The sequence below is a fragment of the Pseudoalteromonas translucida KMM 520 genome (genome assembly GCF_001465295.1).
Taxonomy (GTDB): domain Bacteria; phylum Pseudomonadota; class Gammaproteobacteria; order Enterobacterales; family Alteromonadaceae; genus Pseudoalteromonas; species Pseudoalteromonas translucida.
Genome location: NZ_CP011034.1, coordinates 1,496,198 through 1,517,769, shown reverse-complemented (window position 1 = coordinate 1,517,769; position 21,572 = coordinate 1,496,198). Strand labels below are relative to the sequence as shown.

The window sequence follows — 21,572 nt, the reverse complement described above, 5'->3', positions numbered from 1 at the left end:
GATTATGAGATACATAATGCCATTATTTGCGGTTTTAATACTCAGTGCCTGTGCTGGCAAACCAGACACATCGGGTATAGCAATTGAGCAAGGTAATAAAACATTTAATCAGCAACTACGTGTTGATAACCCAGAGCTTGGTGAAAAACTGGCTATTAGCGACGTAAAAACACGTCAAACAAACCAATTAACTGACGTGGTAGTTACCTTAGCAAGCCAATATAAAAAGTCGCAATACTTACAGTATCAATTTAACTGGTACGACAAAGACGGCTTTGTTATTAAGGGTAATCACTCCCCTTGGCAAGCAATTACCTTATTTGGCTTTGCACAAACACAATTACCAGGCTTAGCACCCAGCCCAGATGCAGTTACCTTCTCATTAGCAGTAAGAGAAGTGTCTACCGATGCGCAAGAATTTAAAGAATAAAGGAAATAACAATGATCATATGTAAAAAATTCAAAACAGCTTCAACTTACGCGCTTATTAGTTTAAGTGCATTAGTATTAAGTGGTTGTGCAAATAAAGCAGTAGTTAGTTATGGCGACGCACAAGCCGTAGAAACCACTGACATTAACTTTGGCTCTACCGATTTACAAAAAGTAGCCAGCCAAATGACCGATTCACTATTAAGCTCTGCGGTAGTTGGCACTATGACCGCCAATAAACGCCCTGTAGTATTTGTTGAAAGAATTAAAAACAAAACCAGCGAGCACATTGATACCGAATCAATCACCGACTCTATTTCAACTCAGTTACTGCGTAGCGGAAAATTTAGATTTGTTGATATGACCCGAGTTGAAGCTATACGTGAGCAACTTAAATTTCAAAACGAAGATGCATTAGTTAACCCCACGACGGCTGTGGCATTTGGTAAACAAATTGGTGCGCAGTATATGCTGTACGGCAACTTATCAAGCATAGTTAAATCCAATGCTGACAAATCAGACGTATACTATAAATTTACCATGCGTTTAATGGATATGGAAAGTGGCTTAGTTGAATGGGCTGACGAAACAGAAATTCGTAAAACGAAAGAAAAATCAACCTTTGGCTGGTAGTCAATAGGAGTTAATTATGAAAGCGATTACTGTATTAATGTGTGCATTACTTACAATTAGTGCACCTGCATTGGCTAATTACGAGCGTAATAAAGCAGTAGCAGTACAACAAGTGCTATTTGGCGATGTGCAATCAGTACGTAATATTACTGAGCAAGAGCTAGTACAAGATCAAAGTAGTGGTTGGAAAACATTTGGCGGCGCTTTGCTTGGCGGTGTTGTTGGTAATCAGTTTGGCGGTGGTAGCGGGCGTACCGTTGCTACTATTTTGGGCTCAGTGATTGGCGGCAATGTAGCGCATAATCAACAGCAAAAAAGCCATTACCAACAAACTCATTTGGTAGAGTTATTAATACAAGTTGAAAATGGCGACCAATTTATGGTGGTTCAAAATCAAGACCAATCAATGCGCTTTAGCAAAGGCGATAGTGTAAGGCTGGTGTATTTAAACGATAACAACGTACGTGTTGATAAAGCCTATTAGTAGCAATTATATTAACTTTAGCATAAGTAAAAACGAGCCTAAATTGGCTCGTTTTTTTGTGTGTTTCAAAAAGTTAGGCTTGGCGGTAATCTTTAAAAAAGCGCTGCATTTTACTCATCGCATCCGTTAGGTCATCTTTGTTGGGTAAAAACACCAATCTAAAATGATCAGGCTCAGGCCAGTTAAATGCACGGCCATGTACTAGTAATATTTTTTCGGCTTTGAGTAAATCAAACATCATTTGCTCATCGCTTTTAATATTAAAGCGCGCGGTATCTACTTTAGCAAAAGCATATAAGGCACCTTTTGGTTTTACGCAGCTAATACCCTCTATTGCATTGAGCCCGCGCCACGCTATATCACGCTGTACATACAAACGCCCGCCTGGATTAATTAGGTTGTCGATTGATTGTACTCCGCCCAATGCTTGTTGAATGGCATATTGAGCAGGCACATTAGCGCACAAACGCATAGATGATAAAATTTCTAGGCCTTTGCGTAAGTCACTCATAACCGACGTACGCCCACTTAACACCATCCAACCCATTCTTAGGCCCGCAGCACGGTACGTTTTTGCTAAACCGTTAAAGGTAATAATAGGCACATCGTCGCACAGTGCACCAATCGAGCTATGCGTAATGCCGTCGTATAAAATCTTTTCGTAAATTTCATCACTTAACAGTAGTAACTTATGCTCACGCGCTATATCGATTAACTGCTGCAGTAAATCATCGCTATATACAGCCCCTGTAGGGTTATTTGGGTTGATCAATACTAATGCTTTAGTTTTAGAAGTGATTTTACTTTTTATATCCGCAATATCCGGAAACCAATCTTGCTCTTCGTCACATAAATAATGCACCGGATTACCACCAGAGAGCTTAACTGCAGCGGTCCACAGAGGATAATCGGGAGCGGGGATCAGCACTTCATCGTCATTATTTAACAATGCCTGCGTAACCATTTGAATCAGCTCGCTAACGCCATTGCCAATATAAATATTATCTACATCTAAATTATATAAACCACGTTGTTGATAATGCTGATAAATAGCCACCCGCGCCGAATAAAGCCCTTTAGAATCACAATAACCTTGGGCTGAATATAAATTGCGAATAATATCGCGGTGCATATCTTCTGGCATATCAAAGCCAAACGCAGCCGGATTACCAATGTTTAGCTTTAAAACTTTTTGGCCTTCGTCTTCCATTTTTTTAGCTTGGACTAAAACAGGGCCGCGAATGTCATAACAGACACCGTCTAATTTATGACTCTTTTTAATTTCTGACATTACTACCTCTAAAGGGCACGAATACCCTTAGAATAACTTAGTAAAGACGTAAAACACTAGTCAATTTAGTAACTTAATACTGAAATAAATTCATGTTTAATGCCTAAACCTACGCCTTTACTTATCTGTTTAACGTGATGCCAACCAGTTATTTAATAGCGTTTGAGATTGCGTTACTTGCGTCATTAACTGCGCTGATGCAGCAGTGGCTTGAGCTAAGTTATCGTTATTTAAACTTTGTTCAATTTCACCCGCTACTGCGGCTAAGCTATCGGCACCAAACTGAGCCGCATTCGACTTTAAACTATGGGCGTGGCGCACCGATGCTTCTTTGTCTTGCCCAATTGTGGCCAACACTTCTGAGCCTAAACGCTCAAATTCTACACAACAAAAGTCGAGAGTAGCTGCAAATTGCTCACCTAATAACGATTCCATACTCTCTAATGCTGCTTCGTTAATACTTACTTCTGTCATATTTTAACCCTTAAAAACAATCTATACTTAATTAACTTTAATCTACAACACTCTATAGCTAAGCGTAAAAAAATCCAACTTAATTACCTTATAAATGTATAATTACTCATAATATACCTTTACCAAAAGTAGTTTAAATGGCTCGCCCACTGTGTAATTTTTGTTTGTTCGCACTTAATACTTGTATTTGCAGTGCTGTAACCTCTATTAACAATAAAGTAAAAGTGATTATTTTACAGCACCCTAGTGAAGAAAAGGTAACAAAAAACACCGCTAAACTATTAAATTTATGCCTAACTGATTGCCAAATAATCAAAGGCGAAAGTAATAACGACTTTGCGCAGCTTAGCGCCCTACCTGCCAGTTCAACCGTTTTACTTTACCCTAACGAGCAAGCTATAAATTTAGATAATAACGGCGCGCTAAACACACTACAGCCTATTACGCACTTAATTGTTATTGATGGTACGTGGAAAAAAGCCTATAAAATTTTACAGCTAAGCTCGCTACTGCAACGATTTAAAACTGTAAGCTTTGCTAATTTACCTAAAAATCGTTACACAATACGTAAAGCTCCCCGCGCAGATAGTTTGTCAACGCTTGAGGCCGTTGCACATAGTTTACAGCTTATTGAACAGTTAAACCCTGTCCCACTTTATAATTTACTTGATGAATTAATACAAAAACAAACCCAGCACATGCCTGCTCACGTAAAAGCACGTTACTTATAATGTATGATTAGTTTTTTATAAATGATATTAGCAATGCGTAATTATCAAAATAGATTAAAACGCGGTTTTAGCCGTCAAGGTCCCGATTATCGTTTTGACGATCAAGTTGATTTTAGCGATATAAGAGACACTTTTGGTTTTAGATCTATGGTGGTAGGTAAATGGGTAAACAAAGAAGAGCGCTATATTAGTGCAAATTTAATTTATGATGCGCTTGCCGACTTAGCACAAATACTGCACTTACCACCTAAAGCAATTGGCCTGCGCGGTAAACTCAATTTTGCTTTTGGTGCTGGCGGGCAAAAACATGTACAAGCGCATTATAATGCAGCAAGCCAAACACTTGCCCTTGCAAAAAATGCCGGCGGGGGGGCGCTCGCCCATGAATGGTTTCATGCTTTTGACCATCATATAAGTGAGCATTTATTTGCAGCTAAACCACGCTTTGGTTTTGCATCTAAACTGTGGTTATCAAACACGCCTAATTTATCGCACCCGCTCAATAATACACTTAATAATTTTTATAAAAACGTATTTTTAGATGCACAGGGCCTTGCTGCAAACCGCTTTGTACAAACGTGCATTGAATACGATAAAGCAAACAATATGAATTACATGAGTATGCCCGAAGAGCTTGCAGCGCGTTGCTTTGAAGCCTGTATAGCCTGCCACCCGCATATAAAAAACAGCTTTTTAGTCAGTGGGCTAAAAAGTAGTGATTTAATATACCCAGATGATGAGCACATTAACACTGCAAATAAAGCGCTTAACCAGTATTTTGAACTACTAGGTTATGCGCTTCATAAGTTAGATGAGTAAAGTGCTTTATTTAATCATTACCTATCGTCGCTAATACGACTTGCTACGGCACTATTTTGATCTTTGTACTTAGCATCTTTACGCGTATTGTAAGGATTAGCACAAGGGCCTGTAAGTGTTTCAAAACTCATAGCACCAATTTTCATCATAGGTCTTAGTGCTAGAGGGAGTTTACCTGAGTTATAAAACTCTAAAACAATATTACCACTCCAACCGGGATCAATACGATGCGCGGTTACATGCACCATTAAACCTAATCGTGCCAGCGATGAACGTCCATCTAGCCAGCCTACAATATCTGCTGGCAGTGTTACTTTTTCATAGGTAATAGCCAGTGCAAGCTCGCCTGGGTGTAAAAAAAATGCTTCGCCTTCATCAAGCACAATTTCGTCGCTCATGATTGACTCCATGGCTTTATTGAGCTGATCTTTAGGGCCACTTAAATCTACATATGCTGCTGTATGTGCATGAAAAGTTCTAAATTTATTACCTAAGCGTAAGTCGGCAGTTACACCCGAAATCATCTCATCTGTGGGTGCAGGCTCAATAACAATACGGCCATCGTTTAAGTATTCTTTAATATGTGTATCTGAAAGTCTCATGGTGTATTAATCATCCGTAATCACAATCTCTACCGAGTTGTGATGCTGTTGATAGTAAAGCGTGCTGGCTATTAGCCGCGCTGCTGCGCTGTAAGTTTTGCTTATTGCTGCCGTGTTATCGCAAGCAATAAGTTTGCCCTGCTCAGAGTATTCTCGAATATCTATTGCAAGCGGAATGTGTGATAGCACAGGCACACCGTGTTTGTGTGCTAGTTTTTGTGCGCCATCTTTACCAAATACGTGGTTTGCCTCGCCGCAGTGGCTGCAAATGTAATGGCTCATATTTTCAATTAAGCCCAGCACTGGCACGTTTACTTTATTAAACATGGCTATGCCTTTTTGCGCATCGGCTAAGGCTAAATCTTGGGGTGTGGTAACAATTACTGTGCCACTTGCCGGTACTTTTTGGCTCATGGTAAGTTGAATATCACCCGTACCTGGTGGCATATCAACAATAAGGTAGTCAAGCTCGCCCCAATCGGTTTCATTAAGCAGCTGGCTAAGCGCTCCCGATGCCATTGGCCCACGCCATACAGTGGCGTCATCGCTGGGTACTAAAAAGCCGATTGATTGTGCTTTAATGCCGTTTGCATCAAAAGGCTGTAACTGTTTGTTATCTTTAGTGATGGGCTCTGCGCCTACCAAGCCTAAAAGCATAGGGATTGACGGGCCATAAATGTCGGCATCTAAAATGCCAACTTTTGCGCCTTCGCTGTGCAGCGCGCCTGCTAAATTAACGGCCGTAGTCGATTTACCCACACCGCCTTTACCTGAGGCAATAAGCACAATATGTTTAATTGTTTTAAATTTTGCAGGCTCTTTAAGCTCTACCGTGGCCGACACGGTTACTGCCACCTTGAGAGCGTTAGTGACATGCTCTGCCACCATTGGCATTTCTGATTGTGCCGCAAATGGCAAAATTAAAGTAATAGCGAGCGATTTGTCGTCGTTTTGGGTGATATTCTTAATGAAGCTTTCATCAATACCCACAGCAAAAGCGGCACTACGATACGCGGCTAAAGCAGCAAAGATCGGTTGTTTTTGCACCGATTTAGAAGAGAATAGTTTCGACAGTCCAAACATAGTAATTAAATAACGTTTCTTTGATGAAAAGTGCCTCGGAATTATGTAACATTCAGGGCATTAACACCAGTCAATTAATACAAATCCACAAGCTGTTGCGTTGTTAGCGCTTAGCTTGTAAATAAATTAATGATTTTCATCCGTTCCTTAATAGGAACCGTCAATTCGGAATGATTATGGCACAGCGAAAGATCCTGATTACCAGCGCATTACCTTATGCAAATGGCCCTACTCACTTAGGTCATTTATTGGAATATATTCAAACTGATATTTGGTCACGTTTTCAAAAACTCCAAGGCCACGAAGCCTATTATGTTTGCGCCGACGATGCCCATGGCACGCCTATTATGCTTAACGCGCAAAAGCAAGGGATCACGCCTGAAGAAGCGGTAGAAAAAGTAAGTATTGAGCGTCAACGCGACTTTGCCGACTTTAATATTAAGTTTGATAATTATCACAGTACCCACAGCCAAGAAAATAAAGAGCTGAGTGAGCTTATTTATAATCGCCTAAACGATGCAGGGCATATTAAAAGACACACTATTTCGCAGTTGTTCGACCCAGAAAAAGGCATATTTTTACCCGATCGCTTTGTAACCGGTACGTGCCCAACTTGTAAGTCTGAAAATCAAAATGGCGACAACTGCGACTCATGTGGCGCAACATACAGCCCTACAGATTTAATTAACCCGCGCTCGGTTATGTCTGGTGCTGAGCCTATTTTAAAAGATTCTGAGCATTACTTTTTTGATCTGCCAGCATTTGAAGGCATGTTAAAAGAGTGGTTACACTCGGGTACTATTCAGCAAGAAATGGCTAACAAGCTTGATGAGTGGTTTACTGATGGCCTGCAACAGTGGGATATTAGCCGTGATGCGCCTTACTTTGGTTTTGAAATACCAAACGCACCAGGTAAATACTTCTACGTTTGGTTAGATGCGCCTATTGGTTATATGGCCAGCTTTAAAAACCTGTGTGATAAAAAAGGTATCGACTTTGATGCTTTTTGGGCTGCAGATTCAGACGCTGAGCTTTACCACTTTATTGGTAAAGACATTATTTATTTTCATAGTTTATTTTGGCCAGCAATGTTAGAAGGCGCTAATTTTAGAAAGCCAACTAACGTATTTGCCCACGGTTTTGTTACCGTAAATGGCGAAAAAATGTCTAAATCTAAAGGCACGTTTATTAAAGCACGTACTTATTTAGATAATTTAAACCCTGAATATTTACGTTACTATTACGCGGCAAAATTAAGCGGTGGCATTGTTGATCTTGATTTGAACCTAGAGGACTTTGCGCAACGCGTAAACTCAGATCTAGTAGGTAAAGTAGTAAACATAGCAAGCCGTTGTGCGGGCTTTATTACTAAAAAGTTTGATGGCAAGCTAAGCGCAACCATTATGCAACCACAGTTGCTTAAAGAATTTCAAGCAGCGGCACCAAGCATTACAGCCCATTACGAAAACCGTGAGTTTAGCCGTGCAATTCGCGAAATAATGGCGCTTGCCGACAAAGCAAACCAATTTATAGATGCCGCAGCACCTTGGGTACTCATTAAAGACGAAACTAAGCAACAAGAAGCACACGAAGTTTGCTCATTGGGGCTTAATTTATTCCGCGTGTTAATTACCTACTTAAAGCCTGTACTTCCTGAAATGGCCGATAACGTAGAAGCATTCTTAAACGACGACCTTGCATGGGACGGCGTGCAAAATGCATTAGTAAGCCACCCTATCAATAAATTTAAACCGTTAATGCAACGTGTAGAAATGGACAAAGTAAATAAAATGGTTGAAGAGTCAAAAGAAAGCTTAGAATCAAAAGTGACTATTGACCCTAATAGCCCACTGGCTAAAGAGCCAATTAGTGATGAAATTGAATTTGACGACTTTGCAAAAGTAGACTTACGCGTAGCAAAAATTGCTAAAGCTGAGCACGTAGAAGGCGCCGATAAACTACTTAAGCTAACGCTTGATTTAGGCGGCGAAACGCGCCAAGTGTTTGCGGGTATCAAATCAGCTTACGCTCCAGAGGATATAGAAGGTAAGCTTACTGTTATGGTTGCTAACCTTAAACCACGAAAAATGCGTTTTGGCATGTCAGAAGGCATGGTATTAGCTGCAGGCCCTGGCGGTAAAGAGATTTACATTCTTAACCCAGACGACGGCTCAGAGCCTGGCATGCGTGTAATGTAAAATGTAAGCTTTCTTATATATTAAAAGCCGCTGAATTTATTAGCGGCTTTTTTGTAAGTAAATTATTAACCTAATTTATAGGTTATATTTATTTTAGCTAAATGAATAACTAAGCATTGCGAGCTAATATAAATTACCCAATTAATATACCTAATTTGCGGAAAGTACCCTTCACCACTATTACCATAAATCCAATATAAACCAATTAATGCATCGGCAATTGCCGCTAATACTAACCCTAAACTAACCAGCCATACTCCCAAAGGCGCGTTTAACCTGCGATATGTATTAAGCAGTACTAAACTCATTAATCCCACACTGGTTATAACAAAACTATGAACCCCAGTTAATAGCAGTACATAATAACCAGCCTCAGGAATATACATAAAGTAAAAACAAAGCAGCGATATTAATAGCGTGCCCCCTAAATAAGCAACCACATAATACAATGGATACATAACTAAACTACGGCTCGCCAGTAGTACAGCAATAAAGAGTAAGCTGTATCCGGGTACAAAAAACCACACAGAGTCAGCTAAATAGTCGTGCTTAATTACCTCGTTATAACGGTAATATTGATTGCTTAAATTAAAGTTTACCACGTCTCCACAAATGCATAATACTAAGGAGGCCATGCATAATAGGGCAATATAACGTTGTTGTTTGTTTTTCGTGTGTTTATATACCCAGCGGGTAATACTGGCGCTATTAAATAACAAAATAATTAAGGTTATTATTTCAATAGCTAAAAGCAATTTACTCTGTGGTGAAGGCCATAAACCATATATACCCGCAGCCCCTACAAAAATAGCCGCTAACCAAGCTAAAAACGAAAGCGTAATATGTTTATTCATAAAAACAACTCCAGTAAGCTGCTTTACGTTATTGTTTATTTTTGTCAGGGGTAGATTCTGCTTTCATAGTTTGCATCTCTTTATCGGCTTTTAGCTTACATACGGCCAACTGCTCTAAACGCATGTTTTTAATTGCTTCTAGCGGATCGTCAAGCGCCCTACTTTGCTGCGATAATGCATATTCAGCGCTGTCATCATTTTTAATTGTCATTATTAGCTACCTTTTATGTAATTTATATTTTGGGTTTACCGTCATTTAGTTAAGCTCTTTACAGCTATAATTTATACAGTACTTTAATTAACCTGAGCTTCGGATGATTAGCGATAAAAACGCTTGAACAAATTATTGCACAGCTTTACATTAGAACACTCTAATATATGAAGGTTTATTATGCGCTCTATTTTATTATTTACCTGCTTGTTTGTTTCATCAAGCGTATCAGCTAATAGCGACGATGCATACTTTGCTCGCAGCACTGTCAAAGCATTTTCAACTGATTTAAAAAATGTTTTAGTAAGTACCATGAAAGCGAAAGGCCCTGTTGCAGCAATTGAAGTATGCAATATCAGTGCGCCGTCTATTGCACTACAACACAGTGCTAAGGAGTGGGAAATTAGTCGTACATCATTAAAAGTGCGTAATCCTAATAACCAAGCTAACGACTGGTTAAATTCAATACTGCTCGATTTTGAGCAGCGTAAAGAAAATGGCGAACCTGTAGCAAATATTGAACATCAAGAGCAAAAAGCCGATGCTTGGTATTTAGTTAAAGCAATTCCTACTGGGCAAGCTTGCTTAGCCTGCCATGGTAGTGAATTAAAGCCTGAAGTAAAAAATAAATTAACTGAGCTTTATCCAAGTGATAAAGCAACTGGTTTTAATTTGGGAGATATACGAGGCGCTTTTGTTGTAAAAAAACACCCTTAAATACCATTATTATTCAAACTGTTAAACCTCTTACCCTGAGTGCTGGTTAAGTATTAATATTGGGGTTACTCTGCCTTATTTAACACATATTAAAGTAAGTGTTCCACAGGCAGATAGCCAAATAACCAAGCCTGAAAACGTACCCAGGTGCTGGCCTCTGGCTCAGCGTTTTTACTTACCACTTTAGTGGGTGTAATTGATTCATCTAACCACAGTAAGTCGTGATTAAAACCCCACCAATTTTCAGTTTTAGTGACATCTAACCGCCATGCATGGCGAGGTAACTCTTCTAAAAATATATCTGCTGCTGTGCTTGCCATTTTGTCACTATAAATTACAACACCTATTTCGGTATTTAAATTAATTGAACGTGGATCTAAGTTCATTGAGCCAACAAAAAGTGTATTACGATCAAAAATCATTGTTTTGGCGTGTAAGCTCGCTTTTGATGAACCAGCTAAATCGGTGATTTTTTTATGTTTTGCTTTATCTTTAGATTTACTCTTAGGCTTAGGTTTTACTGTAGCGCGTAATTCCCATAATTTAACGCCCGCCTCTATAAGTGGCTCACGATAGTTTGCATAGCCGGCGTGCACAACGGGTACGTCGTTGGCCGAGAGTGAATTAGTTAAAATGGTCACATTAGCACCGGTATTAATCCAACGCTTTAAGCTTGCAACGCCTGCATCACCGGGAATAAAATAAGGTGAAACAATTAATGCTTCACTGTGTGCATCATTTAGTAAGTTACTTAATGCTGGGGCCATATAACCGGTATTATCATCACTCACATTCATTATTTTATCAGGATGATCGTATACTAGTTCAGAGTTTGCCCAGTAAAGTGCTAGCTGTCCGCGTAGCAAATTATCAATAATATCCAGCGACTCTAAACGCCGTAAATAAGCTATACTTTGCTCACTAGTGTATGTTTTAGCGAGTTGTTTTCGTACTTGTTCTAGTTTAGCGGCACTCGATGCAGGCGCTATATATTTAATCGCTACCGAGAGTGAATGATTCCAATATAAATCAAATGCAGTGGCCACTCGTGCTGCAAATTCTCCCACGCCAAGTACATCTAAATCAGAAAAATTTGTGTAAATATTAGCAGAAAAATAAGTATCTCCAATATTACGGCCACCAATAATAGCTGCCTGATTATCAACAATAAAAGACTTGTTGTGCATGCGCCTATTGATCTGTTTAAAATTAGTTAAAAAATCAACATAAGGTAAAGTACGATTTGAAAACGGATTAAATAACCGTACTGACACATTAGGATGCTGCACCAACGCACTAAATAAAGTATCTTGGCTTTCGTGGCCAAAGTCATCTAGTAACATGCGTACCCGCACGCCTCTGTCGGCTGCACGAAGTAAGTAATGGGTGAATATTTTGGCCGTAGTATCGTTATGAAATAGATAGTACTGCACATCAATAGACATTTCGGCTTTTTCTATTAATAACAGCCTAGTTGCAAATGCATCTAGGCCATCACCAAGTAGATAAAACCCCGAACTCTCAGGGTGTTTACTTGCCTCTAATGCAATGCCTTTAGCTAAGCTAGTATTTTGCGTTTTGCTAAATGCATTGCTAGGTTCGGCTTGAACCTTAGGATAACTAGCGCAGCCAAAAAGCATGCTTATAACCATAAATAAACAAAGGGAAATTGCCGGAAAATATCGCATAAATACTATCAGTTCTCATAATATGTGAGCCTAGTTATATAGGTGATTTAAATGATTATACTATTATTGGGCTGGTTTCTCGATAGTGCTAACTTTAGTTGCCCTTTTTTTAACCGAGTAAATTGTAAAAGGTAGCATAATTAATTGATTTAATAAAAAACCAAATACTAGGCCAAACGCAATGCCGGTAAAAGTAAGCGGTATGCCTAATTTAAAGTTATTAATAGTGTTTTTTAATGTATCAAAACGGGTAGGAGTAAACATATAAATTAGTTTTTCAAAAAAGTTACCCTGTTTAAATATAGCCATACCACCTTCTAAATCTGCAAATAAATCAAGAGTTAACAGCTTTTGTTGTGCATCAGTTTTAACACTTGGCTCGCTATTGCGTAGGTGCCTATCAATCATTGCTTTAACACTCGGAAACGCGTGCATTTTAGCGGTGGCTTTATAGCCATCAACTTGCCATTTTGTGGCTTGGTACAAGCCTGCTAAATGTTGCTGATAATGATCCGTAAGTTGCGGTACTTGCAACGCTATAATTAATGCAACGGCAAAGGTTAGCTTATCAAATATTCTTACAATCATGAGCAATTCCCCTTAGCATTTACGTATTAAAGTTAAAAATCTATTTATAAATTTAATCTAAAAAGCGATCACTTATATCCTCTGCTGGCAACCAACAGGCATTTGTACGCCCAAACCATTTATAACGTCTAGCACCAATAAAGTCATAGCCCCAATCTCGTAATGGCTGAGGTATTATAAGTAACACTTGCAACAACGGCCACAAACCCGATAACTGCCCAGCAGTACGAAGTGCCGCTGTTGACTTAAACCAAATACCACTATCGTCAATAAGCACCACAGAGCCCAACTTGCTTGTCACTTCACTTCCCCGCTGCTTGAGTAAGCTTTTTGCCACCGCTGACTGCAATGACGCAAAGCGAAACTTTTTATTAGCATCATGTTCAATCACAAAGCGTACCGACCCTGTGCATAAATTGCATACGCCATCGAACAGTAATATAGGAGGTTGCTTAGCAACTATGGTCATATCTGCGCCTGCGCTTTGAAGAGACGCACTAAACGGAACGTTCAGTCTACGTCGTTGTTATTAATTTAGTTTAGTTGAGTCACTTTATATTTTAACTGTTTTTTGTACGAAAACGACGATGTAGGTCATGTACTTGCTCATCAAGTCCACTTACGGGTCCTTGCGTTACTAAATTAGGCACCACATCTAAAATAGACAATGCTTTAACGGGAGAAGCTGGCACACCTAAATCGGCTAACCAAGTGGCTAATTGCGCTGCAGAACTCACATAAACAATTCGCCCTAAGCCTACCCAACCATGAGCGGCAGCGCACATAGGGCAATGCTCGCCGGAGGTATAAACAGTTGCAGCAGCTCTTTGCTCTACGCTCATGTTATTTGCCGCCCAACGGGCAATTTCAAACTCAGGGTGACGCGTGTGATCGCCTCCAGCAACCCGATTACGGTCCTCAAAACGCACAACTCCATCAGCATCTACCAATACTGAGCCAAATGGCTCATCCCCAGCTTCAAGTGCTTCTAATGCCAGCTCAACGCTGCGATTTAAGTGTTGCAGATCTGATTCATGCAAAACTAATACATCTTCCATTTATAATTCCTTAAATATTAAACAAGCTTATTCGAGCACTTTTAATAATCTATCTGTTCGCGGTAAATAGTAGTTATCGTAATCAAGCGATACTATTACTCGCTCTGCTTTACCTAGCATTTCGCTACGCGGGATCAAGCCAATTACACGAGAGTCGGCACTCTTATCGCGGTTATCCCCCATGGCTAAATAGTAATTATTCGGGATTGTGATTTTATCAAACCCAGCTAATCGCGACGCTCTATTGGCTACTCTTATTGAGTGTTTATGACCGTTTAAATTTTCAATTTTATCAAGTGAGCCCAAATTACTGTGCAAACTAGCATAGTTAAGTTTTTTACCATTAATAATAAGCTCATTATGCTCAAGCGACACAGTATCGCCAGGTACGCCTATTACCCGCTTTATTAAGCGGTTATCAGCTTTTTTTGAATCAAATACTATGATATCACCTGCTTGTGGGTCGTCTAACTTCATTAGTGGTATATGCGTAAAGGGTAAGCGTAAATCGTAAGCCATTTTATTTGTTAAAACTCTGTCGCCTACTTCAATAGTGGGCCGCATAGAGCCTGTAGGTACTTCGTACCAATCGGCAACTGCACTTCTAAATACGCTCATTAACGCAATAAATATGATTAATGAACGGTTATTTTTCCAAAACTTAATCAGTGTTTTCATACAATATTACCACTATTTTATCGACTAAAACTAAGACGCTAAAAATCAATAGCAGTTCAATTGCTAATGTAACAAAACATGTTTAAGGTGAGCTAAAGTACCAAGGTATAAGGTTATACCTTGGTTAAAAGTGCGGAGGGATTACTGATTTAACTTATCTTTTGCGGCTTGTACTTTCGAAAAATCTAAACCTAACTCGTCTGTCGCTTCTTTAATTAAGTGCGGTTGAGTCATCACTACTGCCATTAGTTGCTGTAGTTTTTCAGGTGGTATACCAAGTTGTTGCACCATGGCCATTGCCATCATTGGGTTTTGCGTTAATGCTTCAAATAGCTCGGCTATTTGCTCGTCGCTAACATTATGCTCTTTTAAAGTGGCGATAATTGGATTCATTATTAACCTTATTCTGTGTGTTATAACTAAATTATATTGACTACCAAAGACATAAACAATGCCTATACATTACACGTACTTGCTTATTCTACACTTAGCACTACTTTACCGGCGTTTTCATTACGCTCTAAAATAGCATGAGCCTCACTTGCTTGGCTCCAAGGTAGCACTTTATATAAATTAAAATCGTAGCTTTTACTTGCAATATCGCTATAAAAACGCGCTACAAAATCATCTCTTAATGCGCGTTTAAACTCTATACTACGGTTTCTAAGTGTTGATGCATGAAACGAGATACGTTTTTGCAGTAAACGGGCAAAATCAACTTCAGCAAAGCGACCATCTAAAAATGCCAGCATTACAATTTGGCAATCCATAGCCGCAACAGCCGCATTTTTGTTTAAATAACTACCCGAAACAGGATCTACAATTGTGTTAGCCGTTAGGTTATTAGCCTTCATATATTCTACAAAATCAGTGGTTTTATAGTTTATTGCATGATCGGCACCCAGTGCTTTGGCATGTGCACATTTTTCATCTGAACCTGCGGTTATAACCACGGTTGCTCCTGCACTTTTAGCCATTTGGATTGCAGCACCACCCACACCACTTGCACCTGCATGAATTAACGCCGTTTGCCCAGCTTGTAATTTACCTAATTCAAACAAAGCACTAAATGCTGTTAAATATACTTCACTTATTGCAGCGCCCTCTCTCATAGATACATCATCAGGTAATTCCATTAGCTGTTTGGCATCAACCGCAACATATTCACTGTAAGCACCACCAGCACATAAAGCAAAAACGCGTTTATTTAGCCAAATTTTGTCAACTTTACCACCAATATCGCAAACGGTGCCTGCACACTCTAATCCTAATATTTGGCTGTCGTCTTTTGGCGCCGGATACTTACCTTGGCGTTGCATACAATCGGCGCGATTTACACCAATGGCGGCTACTTTTACCAGTACTTCATGGCTCTTTAAAACCGGTTTATTGGTTTCATTAAATGCAAGTATGCCATCTTCATGAGAAATGTATTTCATTGCCACTCCTAAGCTTTATATAACTAAACGCTAATACTAAACGTTGCATAACTAAATTAATGTAATTTATATATGGGGATCAACACACCTTATTTAAAGCGCCAACTTTGTTTATATGGATACACGTCGGGTAAATAGCCTTGTTGTACCTGTTGTTGGCACGTTTGCCAAAACTGGGCGTTAAATAAATCACTGTGATGACTATTAAAAGCATTAAATGCCAATTCATTAGCACTAAAAAACACTTTAAATTGACTCGGAAAAATATCATTTGGCTCTATGTCAAAATACGAGTCTGAGCTTAGCTCTTCTAGCGCATTTTGCGTTTGCGGCACTTCTCTAAAGTTGCAATCGGTAAGTGGGCAAATTTCGTCATAATCATAAAACACCACCCGCCCCCAGCGCGTAACACCAAAGTTTTTCATTAGCATATCGCCAGGGAAAATATTAGCACCTGCTAAGTCTTTAATTGCTCTACCGTAATCTAGCATCACTTGTGCAAGTGCTTTGCTGTCGCAATCATTTATGTATAAATTAAGCGGCGTCATTTTTCGCTCAACATAAACATGTTTTAAAATAAGCGCCTTGCCCGAAATAATTAAACTAGACCCAATGTTCTCTTTCATTTGTTGCAGTAACTGCTCGCTAAAGCGGCTTAAATCAAATGCTAAATACCTAAACTCATGCGTATCCACCAGTCGCCCTACTCTATCGGCTTGTTTTACAAAGTTGTATTTTTCTTTTACTTGCGCTTTAGTGGCGGTTTTTGGCGCGCTAAATTTATCTTTAATCACTTTATAAACATGGTCGGAGCCAGCAATAGTAAACACTAGCATTACCATGCCCGGCGTACCTGGCGCAGCTACATATTTAAAACTCGCGGAGCTATTTTTAGTGGTATCTACTTTATAACGATAAAACTCTGTTTTGGCATGTTTTATAAAGCCAATCGCATTAAATAGCTCAAAGCGCTGTTTATGCGGCATAAGTACACTTAAGTAATCTACATAACGCGCAGGTTGGTCGGTATCGACCATAAAATACGTGCGCGCAAAACCAAATAGTAAACTTAGCTGATCGGCGCCCATCATTACCGCATCAATTTTAAGCCCGTTAGGGGTATTTAAAATGGCAATAGCAAAGGGCATATTACCGCCATTTTTAGCAATGCATCGGCCTATTAAGTAACAGGCTTTGTTTCTATAAAAATGTGAATATGCGTATTCTATATAGCCGTCGTTTAAATTTATTAACTCATAGACTTGTCGGCATTGCTGCTTAGCACCTTGCGTTAAAGTAGCTTGTAAGGTGGCAACATCTTGGTTTAAGTTACTAAATGGCACTCTAAATACCTGATTAGTGATCAGCGTTTTTATTGCGCTATTAAAGCCATGCTGTAATGAAATACGTTTAACTAAGCTGTCGTATGGTCGTGGTTGGGTACGATATTTAGCTTTTAATACAAATAAATGCACAGTACGTATTTTTTTATCGTCCCAAATGGCACCAAAGGTAGAATTAAAAAAAGTATGCGCTATTGGCTCGTTTTCATGGTTTTTTACCATATCGCCATAAATATTTTTAGCTAATTGCCAGGTCTGTGGACAGCTTAACTCCGCGTAGGCAATAACCTTTACCGCTTCACTTACACTTTTAACTTGGCGCTCATACACTTGTAAACGCTCGCGCATAGCACTTTGTACCTCGTGATATTGTCGCTGTTCAAAGCGGCTTTGTGCGCCCAAGGTTATATTTAAAAAGGTGGCAAACATAGCTTCAAACCCAGCAAATACGGCGCGCGCTAACTTAGTCGCAATCACATCTTGCACTGTACTATTTTGCAGTTTATTCGTTATTATATCTGGCATATTTACTAGGCTTATTACGGCTATTATTTTTTAGTTGTTTACACCTTAGCAAGCAGGCTTTAATTTAGATAATTAATACAGTAAATAAATAAGATTGATTAAATGAATATAAGAAATGTCGATCTCAACTTGCTTGTGTACCTAAACGTACTAATAGACGAAAAAAGTGTTTCTAAAGCGGCTAATAAACTCGCACTCACTCAACCTGCTATGAGTAATGCGTTAAAGCGGCTGCGCGACTTATTTGACGACCCGCTTTTGGTGCGGGCTTCAGGCTCTATGGCGCCCACAGCAAAAGCGCTGGTACTAAAGCCCGAAATAGAGTTATTGCTTAAAATGGCTGAAGAAATCACTCAGCCCACTGAGCTATTTGATCCTACAAGTGCCAAAGTAACGTTTAGAATTATGGCAAACGATTATTTAGAGTCGACGTTAATAGCCCCTTTTATAACCGAACAGCTGGGTAAAAACCCGGGAATAAATTTTGATATACTCAGCCCAAGTGATGTAAATCTGCAAGATATGGAAAAAGGCACCATAGATTTAGCAATTAACCGCTTTAATGGTCTACCACGTTCGTTTCACCAGGCTACGGTTTGGCGCGATAACTATTGCTGTTTAACACATCCCAACAATCAATTTTTACAGCAATCGAGCTTAGAAGATTACTTAAAAAGCGAACATATTTGGGTAAACCGTGCAGGTTGGGGGCCAGAGCCCGCAGTTACTAATAAATCTGGTAAGCAAAAGTTAGGCTGGGTAGACGAAGCACTGTGGCAATTAGAACAAACTCGAAAAATACGCGTTTTTACACGCCATTACATGATTGCCAGTTTACTGTGCCAGTCAGATAAGTTGATTGCTACACTACCACGTCGCCAAGCTAAGCTGTTAACTACACATACTAACTTGGTCATCAGCCCTGTGCCTTTTCAAATTGTACCTATTGAGGTAAAAATGATCTGGAGCCCTTTGTTGCATCATGCATCAGCGCATCAGTGGTTACGCAGAGAATTACTGGAATTTGCAAAAACAATTGCCGACAGGTAGTAATACTAGTGCAAAGGTATATAAAATTTACAACGAGTAACTTGCACTGTAAGTGTAGAAAATTACTCGTTTAATTCGCCTCAGTTTAGGCTTTAATGCATATTAATAAGGCTTATAGCGCTGTACACGTTTCAATTGCATCACCCGTGCTACCATCTTGCATATGGCTAAACAGCGTGCCTTCAGAGCCATTACCTGATGCTTTGGTCCAAAACTCATACTTGTCATTCATATAGCGTGCGCCACTGGCCGACACAGCAATCTTCATCTCGTATTCTGTACCTAAATAGTCAACTGTTGCAGTGTCTGTAGAGGAGTAAGTTACCGCTATTGTATTACCACTTTCACACTGATAGTTATGCACTATTACTGCTGTTTGTGCAGTGTTTTTCACGTCGGTATTGCTGTTGTCTTGTAGCTCATTACCACAAGCCGAAAGCATTAATGTGGTGATAATAATAGCAGGAGAAAAAATTTTCATAGCAGTCTCTTTATTGTTAGTTAGTGATTAAACCATTGCCTGAGTTACAAGGTTATTGTTACCTGTTAACTTACTAATAATAGATACTTATACCAATATGGTTAAGCCTGTGTATCTAGTTTTTAAAATTAGCAACTATGGCTACTGTAAGCTAATTAGGCTTAATGTAGCCTTGCTAAACACACTAAAATTCGTAGCAATTTAACAGTATTGATATAATCAATATCAGTTATTGAAAACAACAATTTTATTAATACTAGAGTTAGCGCTAGAGTGAAGTTAAGCCAACTAACTAAGAGTAATAATTATGCAAACTACATCAAGCTTCACCCAACAAGACGGATTGTTTATTAATAGCCATTTTCATCAATTTATTGAGCAGCAGTTATCACCACAAGCGGCGATGCCAAGCGATGATATTTACCAGGTACTTGCCACTTTAGTAGATGAATTTGGCTGTACTTGTCGTAAAACTAAACATAATGCGGATGATGTTTTAGACGTGCAAACACTGCTTAATGCTTATCAGCATAATAATCATCCTTATTGCAATGTAGACTCGCAAACAACAGAGGCCGTTCTTGATGAGCATTGCTGCCAAGTGCCAGCCATTATTGTAGTTGCGTTAATGGATACGCTTAGCGGCACTTTTAATACCGACCAAGATGCACATGCTATTTATCATCGTGCTGCGCAGTTAACTAACCGTGCATGTACGCATCGCGTAAACCTTGTTAACGTATCTGCAGCCTAATAATGGTGTTGTTTAAAAATGCTCGATGACCCTAAGTGCAAAGTCTGTACAACTTAAGGGCATCGAGTTATGAGGCTCAGATAGCAAATCAAACGTAACCTCTCCCGTCGCTAACGTGCGCTCTAGGGCATTTTCTATTAAGTTAGCCGCCTCATGCCACTGCATAAACTTAAGCATTAATACCGCACTTAAAATACTGCTGCTCGGATTCGCTTTATTTTGCCCAGCAATACGCGCAAATGTACCGTGCGTGGGCTCAAAAAATGCTACCTCATTATTTAAATTAGCCGCCGGCATTATGCCTACCCCACCTACTTGTGCACTAAGCATATCGGCTAAAAAGTCCCCATTTTGATTGGTGGTTGCAACTACATCAAATTGCTCTGGGTGCATTAAACACTGCTGTAACATGTTATCGGCTATAACTTCTTTAATTATAAGTGGCGGCTGCCCTTGTCGTGGAATATGTAACCAACGGCCGTTTTCATCGTCAATGGCTTGGAATTCACACTTAGCGAGTGCAAAGCCCCAGCGTTTAAATGCACCATCGGTAAATTTAAGCACATTACCTTTGTGTACTAACGTCAGCGATTCGCTGTTATTTTTTAGCGCATAATTAATTGCGTAACGTACTAGGCGCTCTGAGCCTTCTTTAGAAATATTTTTAATGCCAATTCCGCACTCTTGAGTAAACCTTAAACGCGTAACCCCCATTTCTTCGCATAAAAAATCGAGTACTTTTTCGCTTTCAACACTACCAGCTTGCCACTCTATACCCGAGTAAACATCCTCACTGCTATCGCGCAACACGGTGATATTAGTTAAATAAGGGTTTTTTAACGGCGATGGCAATGCACTAAAGCCCTTTATAGTGCGCATATTGACAAATAAATCCATTTCTTGTCTAAGTGCTACGTTAAGCGAGCGAAAACCGCCACCCAAAGGAGTCGTTAATGGCCCCTTAATCGCTATTTTACATTCTCTCACTGCATTTATGGTTTCTTGTGGAAACCAATCACCATCATATAGTTTGGCTGCTTGCTCACCATTGTACACTTGCATCCAATGAATTTTTCGCTTTGCTTGATAACAATGCGCTATCGCGCTATCAACCACTTTTCGCATTACCGGCATCACATCTTGGCCTACGCCATCACCATCAATGTAAGCAATAATAGGTTGCAACGGAATTTGCCATTGGCCATTTTTTGCTATTTTTATGCTTTGCCCCTGCTCGGGCACATTAATATGTTGATACTGCAAAGCTAACATCCATCAAAAGTACATTACCCTCGATTAAAGCATGTTAAATTAAGCGTGTCTGCAGTTGCTTTTTATAGCGACTATTACAGTAATGAATAGTCAGAACTTACCATTTTATAGCTGTTAATAAATGAGTTTGTGAATTGGCGCAGCTTATAATAATTAAAACTGGAAAAGTA

General features: G+C 39.5%; 25 protein-coding genes. 9 read left to right on the top strand and 16 right to left on the bottom strand.

The features are described from left to right. Positions 1-4 precede the first annotated feature (4 nt). Genes PTRA_RS07245 through PTRA_RS07235 form a run of 3 tightly spaced genes read left to right on the top strand, consistent with a single transcriptional unit; the run spans position 5 to position 1,546 of the window. Entirely contained in the window at positions 5-430 is a 426-nt protein-coding gene (locus PTRA_RS07245; protein WP_058373255.1) for a YcfL family putative periplasmic lipoprotein, read from the top strand. 11 nt (positions 431-441) lie between these two features. Then, positions 442-1,062, top strand: coding sequence for a penicillin-binding protein activator LpoB (gene lpoB / locus PTRA_RS07240; RefSeq protein ID WP_058373254.1), 621 nt, complete (start codon positions 442-444; stop codon positions 1,060-1,062). A gap of 16 nt (positions 1,063-1,078) precedes the next feature. After that, on the top strand, positions 1,079-1,546 hold the full coding sequence (locus tag PTRA_RS07235; protein ID WP_058373253.1) for an outer membrane lipoprotein: 468 nt from the start codon (positions 1,079-1,081) through the stop codon (positions 1,544-1,546). Between the two features lie 73 nt (positions 1,547-1,619). On the opposite strand, the gene PTRA_RS07230 is transcribed toward PTRA_RS07235, so the two are convergent. After that, positions 1,620-2,837 carry a pyridoxal phosphate-dependent aminotransferase gene (locus PTRA_RS07230; RefSeq protein ID WP_058373252.1) on the bottom strand — a complete coding sequence of 406 codons (1,218 nt, stop codon included), beginning with the start codon at positions 2,835-2,837 and terminating at the stop codon, positions 1,620-1,622. A 129-nt stretch (positions 2,838-2,966) separates the two neighbouring features. Next, the gene (locus tag PTRA_RS07225) at positions 2,967-3,311 is read right to left on the bottom strand and encodes an Hpt domain-containing protein (RefSeq protein ID WP_058373251.1); all 345 of its coding nucleotides are present in this window, start codon (positions 3,309-3,311) and stop codon (positions 2,967-2,969) included. 137 nt (positions 3,312-3,448) lie between these two features. Here PTRA_RS07225 and PTRA_RS07220 point away from each other — a divergent pair, with 137 nt between their 5' ends. Both PTRA_RS07220 and PTRA_RS07215 read left to right on the top strand, forming a co-directional pair. Continuing rightward, positions 3,449-4,042: a tRNA-uridine aminocarboxypropyltransferase gene (locus tag PTRA_RS07220; RefSeq protein WP_058373250.1), complete on the top strand. Its 594-nt coding sequence runs from the start codon at positions 3,449-3,451 to the stop codon at positions 4,040-4,042. A 33-nt stretch (positions 4,043-4,075) separates the two neighbouring features. Then, positions 4,076-4,861, top strand: coding sequence for a CLCA_X family protein (locus PTRA_RS07215; RefSeq protein ID WP_058374552.1), 786 nt, complete (start codon positions 4,076-4,078; stop codon positions 4,859-4,861). A 17-nt stretch (positions 4,862-4,878) separates the two neighbouring features. Here PTRA_RS07215 and dcd read toward each other — a convergent pair whose 3' ends face one another. Together dcd and apbC are read right to left on the bottom strand one after the other, a co-directional pair. After that, positions 4,879-5,463, bottom strand: a complete 585-nt coding sequence (dcd, locus tag PTRA_RS07210) for a dCTP deaminase (protein WP_011328000.1) — start codon at positions 5,461-5,463, stop codon at positions 4,879-4,881. A 6-nt stretch (positions 5,464-5,469) separates the two neighbouring features. Further along, the gene (apbC, locus tag PTRA_RS07205) at positions 5,470-6,546 is read right to left on the bottom strand and encodes an iron-sulfur cluster carrier protein ApbC (protein WP_058373249.1); all 1,077 of its coding nucleotides are present in this window, start codon (positions 6,544-6,546) and stop codon (positions 5,470-5,472) included. Between the two features lie 176 nt (positions 6,547-6,722). Between apbC and metG the strand changes: the two genes are divergently transcribed. After that, positions 6,723-8,744: a methionine--tRNA ligase gene (gene metG / locus PTRA_RS07200; RefSeq protein ID WP_058374551.1), complete on the top strand. Its 2,022-nt coding sequence runs from the start codon at positions 6,723-6,725 to the stop codon at positions 8,742-8,744. Positions 8,745-8,809: 65 nt separating this feature from the next. Here the strand turns inward: metG and PTRA_RS07195 are convergent, their stop codons facing one another. Both PTRA_RS07195 and PTRA_RS07190 read right to left on the bottom strand, forming a co-directional pair. Continuing rightward, positions 8,810-9,598, bottom strand: coding sequence for a hypothetical protein (locus PTRA_RS07195; protein WP_069188188.1), 789 nt, complete (start codon positions 9,596-9,598; stop codon positions 8,810-8,812). Positions 9,599-9,626: 28 nt separating this feature from the next. Next, positions 9,627-9,809 carry a hypothetical protein gene (locus tag PTRA_RS07190; protein ID WP_058373248.1) on the bottom strand — a complete coding sequence of 61 codons (183 nt, stop codon included), beginning with the start codon at positions 9,807-9,809 and terminating at the stop codon, positions 9,627-9,629. 180 nt (positions 9,810-9,989) lie between these two features. Here PTRA_RS07190 and PTRA_RS07185 point away from each other — a divergent pair, with 180 nt between their 5' ends. Beyond that, on the top strand, positions 9,990-10,526 hold the full coding sequence (locus PTRA_RS07185) for a Tll0287-like domain-containing protein (RefSeq protein ID WP_058373247.1): 537 nt from the start codon (positions 9,990-9,992) through the stop codon (positions 10,524-10,526). 89 nt (positions 10,527-10,615) lie between these two features. Here PTRA_RS07185 and PTRA_RS07180 read toward each other — a convergent pair whose 3' ends face one another. From PTRA_RS07180 to aceK, 8 genes are all read right to left on the bottom strand, one after another. Beyond that, positions 10,616-12,166 (bottom strand): phospholipase D family protein, encoded by a 1,551-nt coding sequence (locus PTRA_RS07180; protein WP_058373246.1) that lies wholly within the window; start codon positions 12,164-12,166, stop codon positions 10,616-10,618. A gap of 111 nt (positions 12,167-12,277) precedes the next feature. Beyond that, entirely contained in the window at positions 12,278-12,802 is a 525-nt protein-coding gene (locus PTRA_RS07175) for a DUF2937 family protein (RefSeq protein ID WP_058373245.1), read from the bottom strand. A 52-nt stretch (positions 12,803-12,854) separates the two neighbouring features. Then, positions 12,855-13,271 carry a thiol-disulfide oxidoreductase DCC family protein gene (locus tag PTRA_RS07170; RefSeq protein ID WP_058373244.1) on the bottom strand — a complete coding sequence of 139 codons (417 nt, stop codon included), beginning with the start codon at positions 13,269-13,271 and terminating at the stop codon, positions 12,855-12,857. A 91-nt stretch (positions 13,272-13,362) separates the two neighbouring features. Continuing rightward, on the bottom strand, positions 13,363-13,860 hold the full coding sequence (locus tag PTRA_RS07165; RefSeq protein WP_058373243.1) for a nucleoside deaminase: 498 nt from the start codon (positions 13,858-13,860) through the stop codon (positions 13,363-13,365). 27 nt (positions 13,861-13,887) lie between these two features. Next, positions 13,888-14,538: a signal peptidase I gene (lepB, locus tag PTRA_RS07160; RefSeq protein WP_083497507.1), complete on the bottom strand. Its 651-nt coding sequence runs from the start codon at positions 14,536-14,538 to the stop codon at positions 13,888-13,890. Positions 14,539-14,679: 141 nt separating this feature from the next. Continuing rightward, positions 14,680-14,931 carry a DUF2999 domain-containing protein gene (locus PTRA_RS07155; RefSeq protein ID WP_058373242.1) on the bottom strand — a complete coding sequence of 84 codons (252 nt, stop codon included), beginning with the start codon at positions 14,929-14,931 and terminating at the stop codon, positions 14,680-14,682. An 83-nt stretch (positions 14,932-15,014) separates the two neighbouring features. After that, entirely contained in the window at positions 15,015-15,977 is a 963-nt protein-coding gene (locus tag PTRA_RS07150; RefSeq protein ID WP_058373241.1) for a zinc-binding dehydrogenase, read from the bottom strand. Positions 15,978-16,066: 89 nt separating this feature from the next. Beyond that, positions 16,067-17,845 carry a bifunctional isocitrate dehydrogenase kinase/phosphatase gene (aceK, locus tag PTRA_RS07145; RefSeq protein WP_058373240.1) on the bottom strand — a complete coding sequence of 593 codons (1,779 nt, stop codon included), beginning with the start codon at positions 17,843-17,845 and terminating at the stop codon, positions 16,067-16,069. 102 nt (positions 17,846-17,947) lie between these two features. On the opposite strand from aceK, the gene PTRA_RS07140 reads away from it, so the two are divergent. Next, positions 17,948-18,895, top strand: a complete 948-nt coding sequence (locus tag PTRA_RS07140) for a LysR family transcriptional regulator (RefSeq protein ID WP_058373239.1) — start codon at positions 17,948-17,950, stop codon at positions 18,893-18,895. A 112-nt stretch (positions 18,896-19,007) separates the two neighbouring features. On the opposite strand, the gene PTRA_RS07135 is transcribed toward PTRA_RS07140, so the two are convergent. Further along, positions 19,008-19,376 carry an MliC family protein gene (locus tag PTRA_RS07135; RefSeq protein WP_058373238.1) on the bottom strand — a complete coding sequence of 123 codons (369 nt, stop codon included), beginning with the start codon at positions 19,374-19,376 and terminating at the stop codon, positions 19,008-19,010. Between the two features lie 307 nt (positions 19,377-19,683). On the opposite strand from PTRA_RS07135, the gene PTRA_RS07130 reads away from it, so the two are divergent. After that, a complete protein-coding gene (locus PTRA_RS07130; RefSeq protein ID WP_058373237.1) occupies positions 19,684-20,130 on the top strand; it encodes a hypothetical protein in 447 nt (148 codons plus the stop codon). Positions 20,131-20,142: 12 nt separating this feature from the next. On the opposite strand, the gene icd is transcribed toward PTRA_RS07130, so the two are convergent. Continuing rightward, on the bottom strand, positions 20,143-21,393 hold the full coding sequence (icd, locus tag PTRA_RS07125; protein ID WP_058374548.1) for an NADP-dependent isocitrate dehydrogenase: 1,251 nt from the start codon (positions 21,391-21,393) through the stop codon (positions 20,143-20,145). Positions 21,394-21,572: the final 179 nt, after the last annotated feature.